Source organism: Alkalihalobacillus sp. MEB130, assembly GCF_032335535.1.
GTDB lineage: Bacteria > Bacillota > Bacilli > Bacillales > Bacillaceae_D > Halalkalibacter.
In genome coordinates, this window is sequence record NZ_JAOANA010000003.1 from 268,929 (window position 1) to 290,141 (window position 21,213).

Annotated in this window: 18 protein-coding genes; 13 read left to right on the plus strand and 5 right to left on the minus strand. The window is 37.8% G+C overall.

What is annotated here, in order from left to right; all coding sequences use genetic code 11:
- Nucleotides 1-77: 77 nt before the first annotated feature.
- Entirely contained in the window at nucleotides 78-803 is a 726-nt protein-coding gene (locus tag N0O92_RS04885) for a hypothetical protein (RefSeq protein WP_315613527.1), read from the plus strand.
- Between the two features lie 117 nt (nucleotides 804-920).
- Nucleotides 921-1,283: a DUF1516 family protein gene (locus tag N0O92_RS04890; RefSeq protein WP_315613528.1), complete on the plus strand. Its 363-nt coding sequence runs from the start codon at nucleotides 921-923 to the stop codon at nucleotides 1,281-1,283.
- A 35-nt stretch (nucleotides 1,284-1,318) separates the two neighbouring features.
- Here N0O92_RS04890 and hpaB read toward each other — a convergent pair whose 3' ends face one another.
- Entirely contained in the window at nucleotides 1,319-2,764 is a 1,446-nt protein-coding gene (gene hpaB, locus N0O92_RS04895) for a 4-hydroxyphenylacetate 3-monooxygenase, oxygenase component (RefSeq protein ID WP_315613529.1), read from the minus strand.
- Nucleotides 2,765-2,913: 149 nt separating this feature from the next.
- Between hpaB and N0O92_RS04900 the strand changes: the two genes are divergently transcribed.
- Genes N0O92_RS04900 through N0O92_RS04910 form a run of 3 tightly spaced genes read left to right on the plus strand, consistent with a single transcriptional unit; the run spans nucleotide 2,914 to nucleotide 9,670 of the window.
- Complete coding sequence (locus N0O92_RS04900) at nucleotides 2,914-3,378, plus strand: GNAT family N-acetyltransferase (RefSeq protein ID WP_315613530.1); 465 nt, start codon at nucleotides 2,914-2,916, stop codon at nucleotides 3,376-3,378.
- Between the two features lies 1 nt (nucleotide 3,379).
- Nucleotides 3,380-6,262, plus strand: a complete 2,883-nt coding sequence (locus tag N0O92_RS04905) for a PD-(D/E)XK nuclease family protein (RefSeq protein ID WP_315613531.1) — start codon at nucleotides 3,380-3,382, stop codon at nucleotides 6,260-6,262.
- A gap of 27 nt (nucleotides 6,263-6,289) precedes the next feature.
- Nucleotides 6,290-9,670, plus strand: a complete 3,381-nt coding sequence (locus N0O92_RS04910) for a UvrD-helicase domain-containing protein (RefSeq protein WP_315613532.1) — start codon at nucleotides 6,290-6,292, stop codon at nucleotides 9,668-9,670.
- 52 nt (nucleotides 9,671-9,722) lie between these two features.
- Here N0O92_RS04910 and phnE (N0O92_RS04915) read toward each other — a convergent pair whose 3' ends face one another.
- From phnE (N0O92_RS04915) to N0O92_RS04930, 4 genes are all read right to left on the minus strand, one after another.
- Nucleotides 9,723-10,523, minus strand: coding sequence for a phosphonate ABC transporter, permease protein PhnE (gene phnE, locus N0O92_RS04915; RefSeq protein WP_315613533.1), 801 nt, complete (start codon nucleotides 10,521-10,523; stop codon nucleotides 9,723-9,725).
- Nucleotides 10,523-11,314 carry a phosphonate ABC transporter, permease protein PhnE gene (gene phnE, locus N0O92_RS04920; protein WP_315613534.1) on the minus strand — a complete coding sequence of 264 codons (792 nt, stop codon included), beginning with the start codon at nucleotides 11,312-11,314 and terminating at the stop codon, nucleotides 10,523-10,525. Before phnE (N0O92_RS04920) ends, phnE (N0O92_RS04915) begins: the two co-directional genes overlap by 1 nt.
- Nucleotides 11,307-12,083, minus strand: a complete 777-nt coding sequence (phnC, locus tag N0O92_RS04925) for a phosphonate ABC transporter ATP-binding protein (RefSeq protein ID WP_315613535.1) — start codon at nucleotides 12,081-12,083, stop codon at nucleotides 11,307-11,309. The genes phnE (N0O92_RS04920) and phnC overlap by 8 nt, the downstream gene beginning before the upstream one ends.
- Before the next feature lie 129 nt (nucleotides 12,084-12,212).
- Complete coding sequence (locus tag N0O92_RS04930) at nucleotides 12,213-13,166, minus strand: phosphate/phosphite/phosphonate ABC transporter substrate-binding protein (protein ID WP_315613536.1); 954 nt, start codon at nucleotides 13,164-13,166, stop codon at nucleotides 12,213-12,215.
- Nucleotides 13,167-13,394: 228 nt separating this feature from the next.
- Here N0O92_RS04930 and N0O92_RS04935 point away from each other — a divergent pair, with 228 nt between their 5' ends.
- From N0O92_RS04935 to N0O92_RS04970, 8 genes are all read left to right on the plus strand, one after another.
- On the plus strand, nucleotides 13,395-14,210 hold the full coding sequence (locus tag N0O92_RS04935) for an HAD family hydrolase (protein ID WP_315613537.1): 816 nt from the start codon (nucleotides 13,395-13,397) through the stop codon (nucleotides 14,208-14,210).
- A gap of 471 nt (nucleotides 14,211-14,681) precedes the next feature.
- Nucleotides 14,682-16,718 carry a chemotaxis protein CheW gene (locus tag N0O92_RS04940; protein WP_315613538.1) on the plus strand — a complete coding sequence of 679 codons (2,037 nt, stop codon included), beginning with the start codon at nucleotides 14,682-14,684 and terminating at the stop codon, nucleotides 16,716-16,718.
- Nucleotides 16,719-16,754: 36 nt separating this feature from the next.
- Nucleotides 16,755-17,183 carry a chemotaxis protein CheW gene (locus N0O92_RS04945; protein ID WP_396334469.1) on the plus strand — a complete coding sequence of 143 codons (429 nt, stop codon included), beginning with the start codon at nucleotides 16,755-16,757 and terminating at the stop codon, nucleotides 17,181-17,183.
- 62 nt (nucleotides 17,184-17,245) lie between these two features.
- Nucleotides 17,246-17,605: a response regulator gene (locus N0O92_RS04950; RefSeq protein WP_315613540.1), complete on the plus strand. Its 360-nt coding sequence runs from the start codon at nucleotides 17,246-17,248 to the stop codon at nucleotides 17,603-17,605.
- A 189-nt stretch (nucleotides 17,606-17,794) separates the two neighbouring features.
- The gene (locus tag N0O92_RS04955; RefSeq protein ID WP_315613541.1) at nucleotides 17,795-18,454 is read left to right on the plus strand and encodes a potassium channel family protein; all 660 of its coding nucleotides are present in this window, start codon (nucleotides 17,795-17,797) and stop codon (nucleotides 18,452-18,454) included.
- 15 nt (nucleotides 18,455-18,469) lie between these two features.
- Nucleotides 18,470-18,961, plus strand: a complete 492-nt coding sequence (locus N0O92_RS04960; protein ID WP_315613542.1) for a cation:proton antiporter regulatory subunit — start codon at nucleotides 18,470-18,472, stop codon at nucleotides 18,959-18,961.
- Nucleotides 18,962-18,967: 6 nt separating this feature from the next.
- On the plus strand, nucleotides 18,968-20,137 hold the full coding sequence (locus N0O92_RS04965) for a cation:proton antiporter (RefSeq protein WP_315613543.1): 1,170 nt from the start codon (nucleotides 18,968-18,970) through the stop codon (nucleotides 20,135-20,137).
- A gap of 238 nt (nucleotides 20,138-20,375) precedes the next feature.
- Nucleotides 20,376-21,137 (plus strand): hypothetical protein, encoded by a 762-nt coding sequence (locus N0O92_RS04970; protein ID WP_315613544.1) that lies wholly within the window; start codon nucleotides 20,376-20,378, stop codon nucleotides 21,135-21,137.
- The last annotated feature ends 76 nt before the right edge of the window (nucleotides 21,138-21,213 follow it).

Below are 21,213 nucleotides of genomic sequence, written 5' to 3' on the forward strand. Positions count from 1 at the left end.
CTTTTTCAGTTACTGTTATGGCTAGTGCTCCGTTTGGATACTCTATAATTAGACTATGATTAAGGGAGTATTTTATAATGTCGCTAGATGCCTTCATTATGGGTTTTGCATTTATTCTCATACATTTATTCGCAAATGAACTCATTCCATCCAGTCGAATTCAAAGATTAAAATGGTTTTCTTTTTCTGGAGGACTGGCCGTTTCGTATGTTTTTGTTTATGTTCTTCCAACGTTACATAAGGAACAAATTTTAGTGAAGAAATATGGTGATTATTTTACCATGGAGTCTGAGTTATATTTTATCGGACTGCTTGGGGTGTTAATCTTTTATGGAATCCAAAAGGTTGTAAGGAAAGCGCAATTAAAACAAAACACACAGAAAGCAAGAGCTCTTTTCTGGCTTCAAATTCTTTTTTTCGGTTTTTATAATATGCTTGTTGCCTACACCGTTATTTCTCATGACGTATTAGGGGTACAAGCTTTATTCTATGGATTAGCTGTTGGTATGCACTTTGTCGCCGTTGCTCATGATTTATGGAGAGAGTATGCTGATATTTATAACAAAGTAGGAAGATATGTTCTCGCATTAGGAATTATAGCTGGGTGGATAATGGGTGTTACCTTACATGTATCACCACTAGTGGAGTCGATTATTTTTGCATTTATTGCAGGTGCTATGATCTTAAATGTCTTGAAATATGAACTACCTCCAGATGATGAAGCTCATTTTGTCACTTTTACGATTGGAGTCGTCTCTTATACGGCGATTACGATGTCGTTAAAGTTTTTCTTTCAATGGTGACTAAAATGTAAGCGAAACTCTTGAAAATTTCATGTCATTTCTAGCTCTAGATTATGATTTTACGTTCAATTGGCTTATAATGGGTTAGAATGTTTATTTTCTAAGGGAGGGTTTGTTTTGCAAACTGGTATGCAGCATGCACACTTAGATTCGTGGTGGCTTCTTATTGTATTATTTTTGGTAACATACTTCTTGATAAGAGCTGGCGTGAACAAAGGTGCAAAAATTCTACATATGATTGTCCGATTATTTTACATCGTCATGATTTTTTCCGGAGTGTACCTATTATCTATGTGGGGATTCCCATTAACTCATGTAATTAAAGGTGTTCTTGCGATTGTACTTATTTATGCTATGGAAATGATTCTTGTTCGAACGAAAAAAGGCACGATTGGTTCGAAAGCACCTATGTATTGGGGCATTCTAATTGTTACACTTGTTTTAATCTTGTTACTTGCTTTTCGAATTCTTACATTTTAAAAACAAGCTAGAGGATAGCCCCTCTAGCTTGTTTTTTACGTTTTTCGTTTAAGAAACGACTCAATCTGCTTTACAAACTCAGTCTTATCGTAAGACTGATAAAGAGCTGATGAAAGCCTGATCGGATCACCAAAGAAGTATCGTTCATATTGGGTTTGACGGGATCCGAAAGGACTCATTGTTAAATCCCAAGCTAGTCTAAAAAGCTGAACTCGTTCCTTGGCGGGAGCTCCTTTAGCTTGTAAGTATTGATTAAGATCATTGGCAATTGGAGAATTGAAGTCATTCTCCGTAGGTAGAGATATAAAACCACTTGCACCAAGCAAATGTAAATTCTCAACAAGTCGTGCATATTCTTTTTGGTAATAACTAGACGCAGCCATTAATGGTTTTGGATCAGGAACCATCGTGCCAAATCGATTAGGAGTCGCTTCCGCTTCAGCTTTATAAAGCAAAGAGGTCATAATTTCACGAGTGACAATCATCTGACTTAGTTTATCTTGAACGTGCTGATAGTCTGTAATCGCAATCGTTTGGGCAAGAGATTCTCCTAATCCTAGCAAAAACTCTGTTTTTACTACTTGGCGGCACACAGCTTGAAAGAGCAGCATAAAGTTTAAATTCGTCTCTGTAAAAATACGGCCAACAGAGCTTAGATCCTTATAGAGAAAAACTCGGTCCCACGGAACGAGGACGTGATCAAAGACGACAACAGAATCAACTTCATCAAATCTAGACGTCAAAGGGTAGTCAAACGGGCTGTCAGTTTTTTTGGCATACGATTCACGACAAAGAAATTTCAACCCAGGTGTATTAGAAGGAATGGCAAAGGCATAGACGTAGGAAGGATCAACGGCATTTCCTCCAACAGGTAAGACAAGTACTTCGTCTGTAATTCCTCCTTGCGTTGCAAGCAACCGTGCACCATGAATCACAATTCCTTCCTCTGTTTCATCAATAATTTTGGCGGCAATCACGTCCTCTTTGCTTGAAAATTCAACATAGTGAGGAGAGCGATTAACTTGTGGATTAATGAATGTATGAGTAAATGATAAGTCATGTTTCCTGGCGTGCTCGAATACGTTTTTTACATTATCTTGAAAACGTTCTTCAAAGAATGAATAAGAAGAGCCGAGTGTCATAATAGCAGTATTAATATAGTCCGGAGAACGTCCAATTGTTCCCCCACTTTGTCTAGCCCAAAGTTGAGTAGCCTCGCGTCGTTTTTTTAAATCTGCCGCTGAAGTAGGTTGTTCAAAAGCGAAATTAGAAAGGGTTCCATCATCAGATAAAGAATACGTAAGAGTTTCTTGAAAGTTAGGATCGTGTTGCAAATCATATAGGGAAGCTTTGCTTTTTAAGATTCCTTTAAATGCTGGATGATCCGAGAAGTTGCCCGAAACCTTTTCTCCATCAATCCAAACCTCGTTAGTTAAGGCATTGATTCGTTTCAGATATTGTTGACCTGTAATAATAGCCAAGACCATCCCACCTTCATTTAATCTTCATACAAATAAGTATTTTTAAGGAATTTGCCTACTTTATAGTTAATGTGTCAGAAGAATAAAACGTTCTTTGTTTTTCGTTTTTTCCTTTGAGCTCGTAATGGTAAAATAAATAAGAGATTATTATGAGAGGTTTTGATGTAGTGATTGACTGGACTGTGAAAGAATTTCAAAAGTTAACAATAGATGAATTATATGACATCATTTCTTTACGAATAGAAGTATTTGTAGTTGAACAAAAGTGCCCTTATCAGGAATTAGATGGACTCGATCAGAAGGCATATCATCTCTTAGGGCGTAAAGATGGAGAACTTGTTGCTTATAGTCGGTTGTTTGAAAAGGGAGTTGCTGCACAAGAAGCCTCAATTGGACGTGTAATTGTAAAAGAACAAGTTAGAAGAGAGGGATATGGACAAGCTCTCTTAACCGAATCCATTCGTTATCTTGAAGAGAATGTAAATGAAAGAACGATCCTGATTCATGCACAACAATATTTACAACAGTTTTATCAGTCTTTTGGCTTTGAGCCAGTGACGGATGTGTATGTATTAGACGGGATTGACCATTTAGACATGCGCAGGAGGGGCTAGAATGAGTGAATATGTTGTCTATGGTACACATGTTAAGGAAGTAGCGAATAAAGACAGGTTAGAAAAGGCATTTCAGTTAGCAAAGAGTCAAAAAGAACCAGTCTTTTATGTGCTGCCATCACAAATGTGGTTACAGGAAGCAAGGAGTAAAAGACCAGGTCTATTAGCTACGACATTTGATGATATTGCTACCTTTATTTTGGATCAAGGTCAGTACTCCTATATCGCATTATCGGAAGAAGAAAGAACACTCTTTTTCTTACAATTCATAAAGGAAGAAACGGCTTTTCATGTGGATGAAGTCGTTTCAGGAAAAGCCCGGGCGTATGCAGACACATATGGACAAATCAAACGTCTAGGGTTAGACATAAAAGACATACCAGAATCTCTTTTGCCTTTGCAAGAATTATTCTTTCAGTACGAACAACGTATAAGTAAGGAAAAGAAGTTACTTGATCCAGAGAATATTATTCTTCATGCAATTGGATTGCTAAAACAAGGTGGAAACGGATTAGATCTATCAGCAATTTATATTGATGGATATTATGATTTTAGTCCTTTACAAATGTTGTTTATTGAATCGTTAAAAGACGCAGGTGTGTCCATTGATATTTATGTGCCAAACCATACCAACTTTACGATCGTCGAAAAAACGATGAGTGAGCTGATTTCTATAGGGTTTACCGATGGTAGAGAGAAGATCGAAGAAGAAAAAACAGTTGAGCAGGTGAGCGTGGTTGCGGCCTCTACCAATGAGGAGCAATGGCGGGGTATAGTAGAGGAGATTTTGTTATCGAATCGAGCTTTCGATCAAACGGGAATCTTACTCGTTGATGAGCGTAATGGGATACAAGAACTGATGAAATACGCAAGCATGTATCAAATCCCTATTAACAAAGCGAAAAAGCGAAAACTTTCCACCACATCCATCTACTCGTTCCTGCTTACGGGGCTTAGCAATACCCTTGTACCAAAATCTAAATGGGAACAGCTTCCTTTAGTAGAACAAATTTTAAAGCTTTTTCAAGTTAGTGGATTGGAGTTTGCGAAACAAAAGCAGATGTTCTTACAAACAGGTGAATGGATGCATGATGAACATAGTCAACTGTTTGAACGAATAAACCGATTGGAATGGAAAAAACAGGAACCATTTATCGTCTATATTAAACAGTTACGTAATGTTATAACTAGTTTGCCATTTTTTACGTTCTGGGAAGAGCAATTTACTCAAGAAGATGAACCAAGGAATTTGAGGGAAATGGCGACTGAATATAAAGCATTACAGCAAATTGATTCACAACTGGAGAACTATGAAAGTTTGTTGAAAGAGAAGGGGTTAGAAGACTTACTTATGACGCTTGACTTGTTTGTCGAGTGGATAAAAGATCTTGGAGAGAGCTTACAGTTGTTTGAAGAGAGAGCATCCAAAAGCGGAATATCCATTCATACGTGGAGAGATGTGAGTTTGTTTCAAGGGGAAAAGTTGTATGTTGTTGGGATGAATGAAGGAGCTTTTCCTGCTCCACACCATTTAAGTGGGTACGTGCAAGAGCGTGATTTGCATGATAGCTCCGTTCGTTTTAGTACGCCCGATCAAGAACATTTCCGTTTAAAACAACTTGCTTATTTTGAGCAATTATCTTATGTATCAAAAGCTATTTCATTCACGTATGTGAAAGGAATTGACGCCCATCATCCTCTATTGCCATCTACATTACTTGAAGGCTTACAAGTAGAGGACAAAATATGGTCATGGGAAAATCGCATGAAACATGATTATTCTCATTCTCAAGAAGATCAACTAGAGAAGCTTGCTTATCATCTAGGTCGAGGCTATGACGTGGGAGAATTGCCTGAGGAAATTCATCAATTGAAAGAAAGGGTGGAACGTCTAGAAGAGGGAGCTGAACCGATTTCTCTTACTCATGATCAACCTTTAAAACCTGTTGTTTCTGTAACAGCATTGGAAAGTTATGCGCGATGTCCATTTCGCTTTGGAATGGAGAGAGTGTTACAAGTACCTGAACCGGCTGCCTTACAGGAGGCGGTTTCACCTATTGACATTGGAGATTTCATACATGACATTATTGAAGAAGTCTTCAATGAATTAAAAGCAGTTGGACAATCCTTTTCTATGTTAAAAAACGCCATTTCCCATATTCCAGATCGAGTAGATGAACTATTTGAAGAAAAATGGGCAGAAATTGAAAGACGAAGTACAGAGATTTCACGGTTTGACTTACAGTTAACAAAGCAACAATGGCAAAAACGTCTGCAGCGTTGGTGGCAAGCAGAGCGTAAACATTTTTTTGATAACGATCACCTTGATCAAATGTTTATCATGGCCATAGAAAAATCGATCCGCTTTGAATTGCCTTTACCAAATGGAAAAACATTGGTCCTCACAGGGAAAGCCGATCGAATTGATCGAATGAATGATTCAATTGTTGTTTATGATTATAAATCAGGACAAGCAAGTGTAAAAATGGAAGACGTTCGCTCAGGATTAAAACTACAGCTACCTCTTTATGCATTCGCCATTCGTGAAGAGCTAGAACGTTTGGAAGAAGCTGAAATCAAAGCAGATGGAGCAACGTACATCTCCCTTAAAGAGCCGGGCAAGCGGGCAGGAAATGGGATGTGGCGGACCGAGCATGTGGGCAAATCATCAAAATACAATGTGTCTACATTCTGCCGAAATCGCGAAGATTATCTTGGGACGGAACAATTTTTAGTAGACCACGAATTAAAAGAGCGAATTGCAGAAATTTGGCATGGGATGCAAACGAACTTTCCGGTTGAGCCAATAGAGTGCTCTCCGTTCTGTTCGTACCGGACTGTTTGTCGAGTGACAGACGAAAAAAGAGAACAGGCAAAAAGGTAATAATGCACGAAGGGAGGAGAAAAAACAATGCAATTTAATGATGCGCAATTACAAGCCATTACAAGTGAAAAAGCACTAATTCTAGTATCTGCAGGAGCAGGATCGGGTAAAACACGTGTATTAACGGAGCGGATCATCCATTTATGTGAACTTCGTTTTCAAAACCCTAATCATCCTGTTGGTGCAATGGTTGATGAAATTGTGGCGATTACGTTTACTGAGAAAGCAGCAAGAGAAATGAAAGATCGAATTAGAAAAAGAATAGCGGAAAAGGAAAGCGAGGCAAGGGAAGACAAAGAACGATTGTATTGGTCTGAACAAAAAGAAGCGATGGAGCGTGCTCACATTTCGACGTTCCATAGTTTCTGTCAACGATTGCTCTCTCAACACGCCATGGCTGCTGATTTAATTCCGCGTAGTCGAGTCATTGATGACGTAGAAGCAAGAGGTCGAAAGAGAACCATTCTTATCAACATGCTTCAGGAAAAAGAATTTCATGAGATAGCCTTGCCTTTGCTTCAAGTCATGAGTAAAAATCAATTATTTGAATCAATTGAACAAGTTCATAATGATGTTCGTGAATTCATTGTTGGGGAGCAAGCTATTGAAACTCTTCAAGTGGAGCACATGATACAGATTCAACGTGAGGCGAAACAAAAGGAACAGATTGATATTGTTCGTGGATTTCATGAGAAGGCCACGAAGTGTGTTCAAGAGTTTCCTCCGTTAGATGACCTAACGAAAGCGCAAAGAGCTCATGCTGAAAAGATTATACTAGGCTTTGAGAATCTAGAAATGCCTGAAGATCCGAATGAATATATGACGAACGTAACGAACATTATGCCATCGCGATCTGATAAGCGTTGGGCTGAGAAAGCTCCTGCAATGTATGAGCTTTATACAGAACATTGGAAGCCGTTAAAAGACCGTTGGAGTGATTTAGGTGGAGAAGTTGTCATTCAACAAGAAATTATCGATCTATTAGAGCGGGTAACGATCTTGATCAAAGAGTTTTCAAGACGCTATAACGACGAAAAGAAAAGGGGAACCATGCTGGACTTTTCTGATTTACAACAAAAAGCGGTTGCACTTCTTGAAAATGAAACCATTAAAAAAGCGTGCCAACGACAATTTCGACATATGATGGTCGATGAATTTCAAGATACAAATCAATTGCAGCTTGAGATGCTAGACAGAATTGAGCCAGCGTATCAATTTATAGTTGGGGACCAGAAGCAATCCATTTACCGCTTCCGAGGAGCAAATGTTAGTTTAATGAACGAAAGAGAAGATCAAGCAAAAAACAGCAGTGATGGAGAAGTAATCTTAATGAATCAAAATTACCGGACGACAGCACCGGTCATTGAAGCAGTCAACGAGCTTTTCTCCAATGCTATGGCTGACGTTCGGACTAAACCGTATGAAACGGTTTATGCAGCTCTAGAGCCTAATAGAGAAGGAGAAAAAGAAGAGGAAAAAAGAGTGGAATTTATGATTCTTGAAAAAGAAGGAGAACAAGAGCTGTCACAGTATGATATTCTTGCTAACCGGATTGTGGAGATGATTCAGACAGGAAGTCCTCATATTCATGACAATGAATCATGGAGTCAACCTCGTTTTTCTGATATGGCTATTTTGATTCCAGCTAGATCACATCTTCTCTCACTCGAACGATCTCTCATGAATAAGAACGTCCCTTATGTTGTGAACGGAGGAGTAGGTTTTTATGAAAGGCAGGAGATCCTTGATTTTATTACGTTACTTAAATGGCTGAATAGGCCATTTGAAGAATTGCATTTGCTTGCTCTTTTAAGAAGTCCGATGTGCGGGTTAACGGTCAATGACTTCATCTCTTTAAAAAATCAATTAGGAGAGAACGAGTTATTATATCAACTTGTCTACGATGAGAGTCATCCGTCGCTTCAACATATGTCAATACAAATTCAAGACGCGTGTTCAAAGGTAAGAGGCTGGCTGGATGAATGGACACCATTTCGAATCATGCCTTCACTAGAACAAACGCTGCATGCAGTATTTTTGAAAACGGGATTACGAACATCACTTATGCTTCAAGCAAATGGTCTCCAAAAAGTACGCAATGTCGAGAAGCTCATTCAAATCATTGTAGAAAGTAGACAAACGAATTTAGAGACGATTGTAATGGAACTCGAGGATCGAATACTACTTAGTGAAAAAGAAGGAGAATCGGAAGTTGAACGTGTGGATGGTGACTTTGTTCAAATTATGACGGTACATGCTTCAAAAGGATTGGAGTTCCCAATTGTCTTTTTGCCTCAATTAGAAAGACAAATAAGAGGAGATAAAGGCAGCATTCGTTTTCATCAAGATTTAGGGATTGTGATGAACATAGAAGAAGAGCCGGATCAGATGGATGAAGAAACAATCTTGTATCAAACACCAGGTTTTTCTCTTGTGAAAGAGACAGCTAACGCAGAAGCAAGAGAAGAGGCTAAGCGTTTATTTTATGTTGCCATGACTAGAGCTCGTGATTATTTGTTTATGGTAGGTGAAGAATCAAAGACACCTCATACATGGTTAGCTTTAACAAACGAGGCATTAGATCAAACCAACTTAGCAGAAAAGCTAGAAGTGCTAGATCACATTCATGAACAACAGCCGGTTTCGAGAGAAAAGGAAAGGTATTTCAAACCAAAATTGCTTACAAGGAAGGATGTACCACTCACTTTATCTGTATCAGAAATTATGTTATTTATGAAAGATCCGGTTACTTATTACAAACGGTATGTCATCGGTTTACCAGACACTTCTGATCAAACAAACGATGTATTCCAAAAAAGTGAGTCTTCTAAGGGAATAAATGCATCTGTACTTGGAACCATTGTACACAGAGCATGTGAACTAAGAGACAATGGTTTAACGAATGAAGCGGCCATTAGAGAAGCTATTCGTGAACAAGAAGAGCAAGGGGAGGATTTATCGAACTACGTCACTGAAATAAATGGTTTCATGAGTAGCTATACTGAGGATAGGAAGGACGAGTTAGGAGAGACGATAGAGACTGAATGGAACTTCATCACAAATATCGAAGGTGTTGAAATTATAGGAGAGATTGATAAAGTAACGATAAAGGATGGCAAACGCCATATTGTTGATTTTAAAACGAACAGAATTAGCCGATCTGGAAGTGAATTGCTGGATTCCTATTGGCCGCAATTGTATTTATATAAGCTTGCATACGAGCAGGAGACCAATTGCGAAGTTGATTCGATGTCACTCTTTGTTTTTCGTGATCAAGATCATCCCGTGCATACGTTACAAAAGAAGGAAGAGGAAGAAGCAATGGTTCGAAAGGCTATACGTACCATCGGTAATCTGCGCAGGAGAGAGGCAAGTAAAGCCGATTTTGAGGCTATTGCTATGCAATAGTAACAAAAGAAGCAAGCAGATTGTACCATCTGCTTGCTTCTTTGTTGCTAGTTTAAACAATCCTTTTTCGAATGGCAGCACTTAGATAGTCAATAATTGTTACAACGACGATAATGACTAACAAAATCATCCCAACTTCATCCCATTTACGGTTAGAAATCGAAATTGTAATGAGGGTACCAATCCCTCCAGCACCAATAATACCAAGAATGGTAGAGGCACGAACGTCAATTTCAAAACGGTAAATAGCATAAGAGAGAAATTCCGGAATAATTTGAGGGATAACTCCGTAGAAAAGAACTTGAATCTTATTGGCCCCATTGGCTTGAAGCGCCTCAACCACATGCATATCAATTGATTCAATAACTTCTGAATACAGTTTCCCGAGCATTCCAATAGAACCGATCGCAATCGCTAAAACCCCAGCAAATGGGCGAGGACCAACAGCGGCCACGAACATTAATGCAAGAACTAATTCTGGGAATGCACGAATTCCGTTTAGAAAACCTTTAGAAATATTATTTAATACTTTGCTCTTTACCATATTACTTGCGGCAAAGAATCCAAATGGAATAGCTAAAATGGCAGCAAGTAAAGTACCTGTATAGGCCATCTGCAACGTTTGCCACATAAGCACCATTATTTTTTGAAAGGCAGCCCAATCTGGTGAAAAGAGCTGAGGGATAACTCGTCCAAAATTTTCAATCGTTCTTTCGCTGAACACACGATCCCAACGAACATCTATCGTTGTAAATGTCCAAACGTAAAGGGCAATAAGGGCGATAGCAATGATAATATTACGAATAATTTTAGCAGTAGAACGTTTCTTTTTTGGTGGCATGACTAAATCCATTATACAATTCTCTCCCTTATCTTATTACTAATGTAGTCAATGATGACGACGGCAATAAAGATAATGATAATAATCGTCATGACTCGCGGAAAATTAAAGAAGCTGATTTGTTGTTGAAGCAATAAACCAATTCCCCCAGCTCCTACAAATCCAAGTACAGTTGAAGCTCGAACATTCACTTCAAACACGTACAAACTAAAAGAGACAAATTGCGGTAATACTTGTGGCATGACAGCATACCAAATAACTTGAATTGTGTTTCCTCCTGAAGCTCGAATCGCATCTAATGGATTCATGTCTATCGATTCAATCGTTTCATACATTAACTTCGCTAGAAGACCTAGTGAGAAAATAAATAAGGCCATAATACCTGGAAAGACCCCAACACCAAAAATACCTACAAAAATAATAGCAAGTAGTATATCAGGAATGGTACGTAATACATTCATAATAAAACGAACAGGTTGATGAATCCACGCATTCGGAAACAAATTAGCTGCGGATAGTAAGAAAATCGGAACACTAATTATGGCAGCAAAGGTTGTAGCAATGATGGCCATCTGAATGGTTTCAACGAGCTTTTCCCAAACTTGCGGGGCATAGGCCCAGTTTGGTGGGAAAAGATCTGTTAAAATACGCTGGAAACCACCCCAACCCCGGATAATATCCATAGGTGTTGATCTCGTAGCCCAAGAAGTATAGGCATAGACACCAACAATCGCTACTAAGATGATCGTCATTCTTACTTTGGCATTGGTTGAAACAACACCGTTTATCTCTGGTTTACTCATCGTCAGGACCCCCTACAAGGTCATCCTCTCGAATTTTTCGACCGTAAATCTCTTCAAACGTTTGCTCGGATACTTCGCTAGCTGGACCATCAAAAACAACTTCCCCAGCACGCATGCCGATAATCCGATCAGCATATTCCATCGCCATATCAATAAAGTGAAGGTTTACAATTGTAGTAATGTTATCCTCTTTATTTACTTTGCGAAGATAGGTCATTACTTGGTGTGACGTAGGCGGATCAAGGCTTGCTACAGGCTCGTCCGCTAAAATGATTTTTGGTTGTTGTGTTAAAACACGGGCAATAGCTACACGTTGCTGTTGTCCTCCACTTAATTGATCTGCACGCATATATACTTTTTCAGCAATATTTACACGTTCAAGACTGCGGTAAGCTAAAGAAACAGCTTCTTTTGGGAATAAATTAAAAAGACTCGCAAATGTTCCAGTATGTCCAAGACGCCCGGAGATCACATTCTTCATAACGGTTGATCTTTTAACAAGGTTGTAATTTTGAAAGATCATTCCTACCTCGGTTCTAAGTTTTCTTAATTTCCGTTGATTGTATGGCAAGATATCATCGTCATCAATTAATAACTGTCCTGAAGTAGGTGTAACAAGGCGATTCATACTTCTAATTAATGTTGATTTCCCGGCTCCTGATAACCCCACAATAACAACGAATTCACCTTGATTAATTTTTAAGTTAACGTTTTTTAAGCCTTGTGTTCCATTTGGATAAACAAGTGAGACATCCTTAAATTCAATCATTTTTATTCCCTCATTTCCGTATTCTACAAGAAGTTAAAGTCCTCTTTTGTTTTCTCTACAATAGTCGTCTATATACAAAAAACAAAAGAGGAGGGGAGAATAATGATATTCTCCCCTAAATTATTATAATTAGTTAACGTCAAATTTTTCTGCAACGCTACGAACTACATCGTAGTCACTATCAGAAGCAGTATCGATTCCAGTCCAGTTATAAACTGAATCCATAATTTCAAGCATTTCTTCATCTTCATTGAAAGATAAGAATACTTCAACGATACGATCAATTAACTCTTGTGGAAGGTTTGTTGATACTGAGATTGTATCATTTGGAATTTCGTCCGTGTAATCTAGAACACGCAACTCTTCCATAGCTTCTGGATAATCGCCTACAATTGATTCACGAGCATCTTCAAACGTTGTAGCAACGTCAGCGTCACCTTCTAAAACTTGAATTAAAGAGTTATCATGACCACCCGTTTGAATGATATTAGAGAAGAAACTTTCTACATCTTCAACTCCGTAATCGTCCATTAGTTGAGCAGCTGGGAATAAATATCCGCTTGTAGAAGTTAGATCAGCTAGCGCCCAGATCTTACCTTCTAAGTCTTCTAGAGATTCAATATCAGAATCAGCACGTACTGTATACTGAGCTCTGTATGTTGAGCTACCGTGACGGATTGACTTTAGTACTGCTTCAATGTGATCATAACGATCAGTTGCTAAAACATAACCGAAAGCTGGAATGAATCCGATATGCACTTGGTCATTACCCATAGCTTCAACAGTAGCAGTGTAGTTAGTCATAACCTCACCACGAACTGGAATACCTAATTCTTCTGTTAAACGGTCTGCCAGTGGAGCAACCGTATCAGCAATATTAGCTGAGTCTTGTGATGGTACAAATCCCATAACAAGTTCGGATGGGTAATCAGCAGTAGCATCATCGCCTGCTTCATCGGTAGCATCTGTTTCTTCAGTTGGATCAGCAGCTGGTGTTTCTTCAGCTGGTTCGTCTGCTGCTCCACACGCTGCAAGAGTGATAGCAAGTACAAGAACAAATAGTAAAGATAGTAACTTCTTCAAATCTTCAACCCCTCTTTTTTAGTATGTATTCTTTTTAATACAAGTGTGATTATGCACCAATTGAGAGAAATAATCTACATAATTATACAAACTTCACACTTTATTAAAAATACACTAAAATCGTTTACAATTACAATAAAATTGTTACATTTTATTCCACTTACTTTTTCTTTTTCATTTTTGGATATGCTAAAATAGGTTTATTGTTTTTTTGAAAGGAGAACGTAAATGCTAGCGAATTACAAGCTTGTCATTTTTGATTTAGACGGTACACTCTATGAAGGTACAGACCATTTTGATTATTATGCAGAGAAGTTAAAAGCGAAAGTTGATCAGAAAAATCATGATGATTTTACTAGTGAATATGAAAAAATGAAAAAAGGAAAACATATCGTATCAATTGGAAAAGCATACGACGTTAAACAAGATCTAGTTTTAACTGTAGACCCTATGACGTTAATGGTATCAGAAGCCCATCGCTGGGATGGGGAGTGTGTGCCAGAAGAAGAGATCTCTGTCCTGTACCCAGAAACGTTAGAGTTTAACTTTAAGGATATGATTGCAATTGGAGATGGCTGGTGGCTCCCATTCGTTACAGCAAAGCATTATGGTGTTGAAGATTGTTATCCAAGCTATGTAGCAACGAAAGAATACATGGTTACGGATCAATTTACATTAGAAAAGCTTGAAGGGCTAAGAGAGGGATTAACTCAATTAAAACAAGACACACAAACGGTTCTTGTGACAAATAGTGACAAAGATGATGTTGGGCGCCTTTTACAAGAATTAGATTTAACAGATGTGTTTGATCATGTGGTTACTTCAGCTCAAAAACCTGCTCAAACAACGGCTATTTTTAAAGAACTATTACAACAATACGAAGTTGATGCTGCTGAAACAGTGTCAATTGGCGATAACTTTATTAATGAAATTGCCCCGGCACTATTGCTCGGAATGAAAGGGTACTATATTAACCCACATGATTTTAAAATGGACCATCATTCACTAACTGTCATCCCTTCTGTAACTGCATGTTTTCAATAAAAGAGAAGGCAACTCCCTTTTGCATTTTAGGAGGCCACTGAAAAAGGTGTGATTTTCACCTTTCTCAGTGGCCTTTAAGCAATGAGCGGAGCCGTTGCTTTGTTTTAAGCCTGCTACGAGTGGGTTTCTCGTAGCAGGCGCGCAACGTGTGAAGCCATTGCACTTCCCCGAATCTGCTTAAAGGAACTTTTTCAGTAGCTTCGTATTATAGCAGGAGTTGTTTTTTTTAGTTATAGTTGAAGCCGTAAACAAAAAACAATTTGTTTATTTAGTTCAAAATAATTACGAGAAAATTCAAGGATTCTACTATTCTCTGCCTCTATCTATTCATGATTTTGAACATTTTATGAAAAACCAAATCTGAGTCGAAAAAACTATTTCTTATTTCCTATATGAGAGGGATCATTTTATCACGAAAGTATGATATTATGAAAAAAAGCTCGGAAAAAGTCGTATATAGAGGTGAATAGCTTGATAAATGCTGAGTATTTAGATGTATTTCTTGACGAAAGTCAAGAGCATCTACAAGCGATAAATGACAACCTTTTGAGGTTGGAACAAGATCCAACTGACTTATCTATTGTTGGAGAAGTGTTTAGGTCTGCTCATACATTAAAAGGAATGGCTGCTACAATGGGCTTTGAGGATCTTGCCCATTTAACTCATAATATGGAAAATGTCCTAGATCTTATTCGAAATCAAAAACTAGAAGCTGCGTCTACGGTGTTGGATGTTGTTTTTATGGCTGTAGATGATTTGGAAGCGATGGTAACGGATATTTCAAGTGGTGGAGAGGGAAAGCGAGACGTCCGAGAAATCGTATCCCAGTTAGAGAGCATTGAAAAAGGTGAATCAGTTGCTGTCTCAGAAGCTACTCTAAGCAGTTCACAAAAACCATCAAACAACTCACTCCAAGAGCAGTATGATGATTTTGAAGCAACCGTTCTCGAGCAATCAATGGAACAAGGTTATAGTACTTATCAAATTAAAGTATCTCTTGATGAGAATGCGATGCTAAAGGCTGCTCGTGTTTTTATGGTGTTTGATGTGTTAGAGCAAGTTGGTGAAGTCATTAAATCAACTCCTACTGCAGAAGATTTAGAAGCAGAACAGTTTGATGAACATTTTCTTGTTACATTGGTATCAAAAATAGATGGAGAAGAAATTAAACAACGCATTTTAAAAGTTTCTGAAATAACGGAAGTCGTTGTCCAGGAATTTGATATTGCATCTATCTCAACTAAAGTAGAAGAGAAACCAATTGCTGTACCGGTAGTAGATGACGGAAATGTCACTGAAAAGGTAGAGTCACAAGCGAAAGAAATTGAACCAAAGAAAACCAAAAGTGTTCAAACGGAAATGAATAAGACCATTCGAGTGAATATTGAACGTTTGGATGTTCTTATGAATTTATTCGAAGAACTTGTTATTGACCGTGGAAGACTAGAACAGATTGCAAGTGAGTTAAAAAACAATGAATTAAATGAAACAGTTGAACGTATGTCAAGAATTTCAGGGGACTTACAAGAAATCATCTTAAATATGCGAATGATGCCAGTAGAACAAGTGTTTAATCGCTTTCCACGAATGGTTCGAAACTTATCTAAAGACTTAAACAAAAAAGTGAGATTAGAAATTATTGGTGCGGAAACGGAGCTTGATCGAACGATTATTGATGAAATAGGAGATCCACTCGTCCATTTATTGCGAAACTCGATTGACCACGGAATTGAAACACCTGATAAACGACTCGCTGCTGGGAAGTCGGAAGAAGGTACGATTCTATTAAAGGCATACCATAGCGGAAATAATGTCTTTATTGAAATAGAAGATGATGGAGCAGGAATTGATCGTGAGAAAGTTCTTCAAAAAGCTATATCAAATGGAGTTGTGACAGAGGAAGAATCCGCAAAGCTTACAGATCAGCAAGTGTTTGGTTTGTTATTCGCTTCAGGATTTTCAACAGCAGAAAAAATTACCGATGTTTCAGGACGAGGTGTTGGTTTAGATGTCGTCCGAAATACATTTGAATCTCTAGGCGGCGTAGTAACAGTCAATTCTGAACTAGGAAAAGGCTCTGTTTTCTCTATTCAACTACCATTAACGTTATCGATTATTGATGTTATGCTTGTTGAAGTTAAAGAAGAAAAATATGCAATCCCACTTAGTTCCATCATTGAAACAGCCATTGTTAATAAAAGCGAAGTATACAGTGTTCATAATCAAAAAGTTATTGATTTTAGAGGGAAAGTAGTTCCACTTGTCTTCTTAAAAGACATTTTTGAAGTTCCAGGTGAACATAGTGAGGAAGAATTCTATTCACTAGTTATTGTTCATAAAGGAGATAAGGTCGCTGGGCTAGTGGTCGACTCCTTAATAGGACAGCATGACATTGTTCTAAAATCACTAGGGAACTATCTAAAAGAAGTATTTGCTATTTCAGGTGCAACGATTTTAGGCAATGGACAGGTAGCTCTTATCGTTGATACAAATGCTTTAATTAAGTAATTCGAAAAGAGAGGGGGGACCACATTGTCTACTGATATGGCTACAAAGTCAGAGATTAAAGTAATTGTGTTTCAATTAAAAGATGAAGAATATGCATTAGAAGTTGACTACATTCAATCAATTGAGCGAATGCAACCTGTGACACGAATTCCGAGTACAGCACCGTATGTAAAAGGAGTTATGAATTTACGTGGTGTGATTACTCCTATCATTAATTTACGTAAAAGATTTGGAATTAATGAAAAAGAGTACGACGAAGCAACAAGAATTCTTGTTGTCTCTAAAGACCAACTCGAAATAGGGTTTATAGTAGATGGAGCGAATGATGTGATCGATATCCCTGTTGAAAAGATTGAACGGTCACCCGAAGTTATCGGTGGAGTGGAAACTGATTATATCCGTGGCGTCGTAAAACTAGAAAACCGACTATTTACTATGCTAAATTTAGAGAAAATTGTTCAATAAGTTCAGTGAACTAAAGACAAACAACAATAAAAAAAGGTAAGAAATTTGATGAGGTGATAGTAATGGCATCCGTACTTATCGTTGATGATGCAGCTTTTATGAGAATGATGATTAAAGATATCCTTTCTAAAAATGGATTTGAAATAGCTGGGGAAGCCGCTAACGGTGCAGAAGCGGTAGAGAAGTTTAAAGAAGTGAATCCAGATCTAGTGACAATGGATATTACTATGCCAGAAATGGATGGCATTCAGGCATTAAAAGAGATTAGACAAATTGATAGCAACGCAAAAGTCATTATGTGTTCGGCAATGGGCCAACAGTCAATGGTTATTGACGCTATCCAGTCTGGTGCGAAGGACTTTATCGTCAAGCCGTTTCAGGCTGATCGCGTCCTTGAAGCGATTAAGAAAGTATTAAGTTAATAATGGAGCCCTTAATTACCTCTTTCTAGGTAATTGAGGGTTTTTTATTGGAAATCGGTTAAAGTAGAAAAGAGTATGAACCTGTATGATTATTTTTTCTGTATAATAAAGGAAAGAGGCAAATGAATTTTTAACTATATAAGTGATTAAGCCTCTATAGCTAGCTTCGTGAAAAAGGGAGAATGGATAATGATAAAAAAGCAATTTGCTGTAATAGGACTTGGTCGTTTTGGTAGTAGTGTGTGTAAGGAGCTCTACAAGCTAGGACATCAAGTACTTGCCATTGATTCAAAGGAAGAAAAAGTGAATGACATGACGAGGTACTCTACACATAGTGCGATTGCAAATGGGACAGATGAAAAAGCGTTGCAGTCACTAGGTATCAGGAATTTCGATTATGTTATCGTAGCAATCGGAGACGACATTCAGTCAAGTATTCTTTGTACATTGCTATTAAAAGAATTTGGTGTGACCAATGTTTGGGTAAAAGCTCAAAACTATTATCATGAGAGAGTTCTTGAAAAAATTGGAGCAGATCGAATTGTTCATCCAGAACAGGATATGGGGATACGTATTGCTCAGCATTTAACGTCTGAAAAAATTGTTGATTATATTGAGTTATCTGCAGATTACAGTATTGTCGAGTTGATAGCGACAGATAAAGTAGCCAATAAATCACTCATAGATTTAGATGTACGTGCTAAATATGGATGTACGATTTTAGGGATAAAACGAGGTGAAGACATTAACATAGCTCCAACCCCAACCGATCAAATTGAAAAGAGTGATATCTTAATTGTGATTGGCCATAAGAACGACTTAAAGCGTTTTGAAGATGAAGGAATGTAGGGAGGAGACGGAGAAGTGGATGTAAAAATGGCTGATTTACCTGGTATTGGCAAGAAAATATCAATTGTTACAGCGCAAAGTAGTATGATTGTTCTGATTATCCACCACTCTGGGAAAAGAGAACTTTACTTTTTTCAGGATGCGGATGAAGACGAAGCTGATTTCTCATTAGATCTAACAGCTGAGGAAACTAGAGAACTCGGAGCTCAGTTGCTAGGTGCTGTATTCCAGCCGGTTACGAAAGATAAGATGAAGCTCTTTCGTAGTCAGATTGTAACAGAGTGGATTGAAATCAAAAAGGGATCTCCAGTCGCTACTAAAACCATAAAGGAGTTAGAAATACGTAAACGTACAGGAGTATCTATTGTAGGAATTTTTCGAAGTGAAGCAGTCATAGCAAGTCCAGAGGCAGATGAGAGGTTGGAAATTGGTGATACGATCATGGCTATAGGTAAAAGTGATCAAATTTCTGAATTTGAAAGACTGTGTGAGGGAGAGGCGGTGTAAACTTTAGTGGAAATTCCTGAAATGTTAGGAGCAGGGCTTGTTCTCTTACTTTTATTTATAACTGGATTTTTGGGTGCAAAGTATAAAATACCTGATGTCATTATATATATTCTGCTAGGCATAGCTCTAGGTGGGTTATTAACAGGCTCACATCTCTTGCATTTTGCAGGAGAAGTCGGAATTGTTTTATTGTTTTTTATGCTTGGTATGGAATTTCCAATTAAACAACTTACACAGGTTGCGAAAAAAGTGACTCCAGCAGGAACGTTAGATGTAGTTCTTTGTTTGGGTGTGACCATGGTTATTTGCTTGTTATTTGGTTTAGATATCATAACTTCCTTGATAATTGGGGGAGTTACATATGCAACTAGTTCCTCGATCACCGCCAAACTTCTAGAAAGTTCAAAAAGAATGGCGAATCCAGAATCTGAGTTTATTTTGGGCCTACTAATCTTTGAAGACTTAGTAGCTCCGGTCCTAGTTGCGGTTTTAGTTGGATTAACTTCTGGTAACGATTTGTCTTTTGGTGGAATGGCCGTGCTTATGGGGAAAGTTATGATTCTTACATTAGGTGCCATTATCATAGGTCGTTTTGTATTCAGTAAATTAGGACCATTCTTTGATAAACATATGACGAGAGATGTTTTCATTCTTTTTATGATTGGTGTAGCACTTTTTTATGGGGGGTTAGCTTTATATTTAGAGCTTTCTGAAGTGTTAGGTGCGTTTTTAGCAGGTATCATCATTGCAGAGGTACGAAGAACTCACCAGTTAGAAGCACTAATTATCCCTTTACGAGACTTACTGCTACCGTTATTTTTCTTATATTTTGGGACTACGATTGCTTTTGATGAAGGAATTCCTATGATAGGACTTCTAATTCTGTTATTTGCATGGTCTGTTATCGCCAAAATTATTGTTGGAATATACGGAGGCAAATGGTATGGTTTATCAAAACGAGTCGCGTTACGAGCTGGATTCTCACTTACTCAACGTGGAGAATTTTCTATTATTATTGCAGCGTTAGCAACGGGAACCATAAAGGCTTTTAGTAGTGTGTTTATTTTAGCTTCTGCCATCCTAGGAATCATATTATTTCAACTAGCACCTCAAATAGCAAAGAAAGTTTATGGTACGAAACAACCCAAAGGAAAAGTTAAAGTTCCTGGAGTTTAAAAGAATCCGTCTAATTATAGGCGGTTTTTTTGTTAAAAAGAGAGGAAGTGCCTTCTCAACCTATTACAGCAATATATCGCGACTATATTGCTGTAAGGGAAGTTGTGCTTCTTCCTCTAATAGGTTCCGATTGCATGCAACCATACTATAGTATAGGCGAATAAGCTAAAATGTGTGCGAATTCATGTTTGAATTTGATAAACTAATAATAAAAAGTACATAGAGGAACGGTGAGGACATGGTGACACACAATCTAGAACGAATAACAGAACTTTTTCCACTAAAGCCAGTTGCGTTTTCAATGGACCTTACAGGAGTATCTACAGCAGATATGATGCAGACAGAAACGTTGAACCAGATGATTCAAAATCGAACAGATTGTTTTAATGGTTCTGATTTACGTTTAGGTGGTGCAAACTTAATGAAATGGTTCGGTAACTTGCTTACCGCTCATTTATACATATTTACGGTTCATAATCGGTGGCTTGAATATGAAGAGTTGCGTTTTATTGAGGAAGGGAAAGAAGCTCATTTTCAGTTATTACAACCGTATTTAATTGAACTTCCGGTTGACGATCGCGAAACAATTGGAAAAGAGAAATTATCCCAATTGTTTAGTGAGTTTCAACCTTTATTTGTAAAAATAGCAGAGAGCTCGGGTTTATCGATACAACAAATTTGGGGGTTAGTAACGAATCCATATTATAGCCGTTTGCCTTCATGGACAGATGAAGTTGAAAATGAGCAGTTAGTTGAACTTGGAACCGAGCTAGTAAAAAATTTACACTCTGATCTATTTGGTTTAAAGCGTAATCCATTTAATCTAACGTTTCGCTATATAGAAAGCTGGAAAGATGCAAATGTGAAAATCCGTGTTAAAGGTGCATGCTGCATGAGTTTCTTAAAAGGAGAAGGAAATTATTGTTATTCATGTCCTAAGCTAACTAAAGAAGCAAGGCTAGATAGAGGCAAACAGTTAAGAGAAATAAATGGATGTTAGCCATTTTTACCATAGTTAGTATAGTTATAACGATGTTCAGTTAATGTTATAATATGTCTAACTATCTAGAAAAATA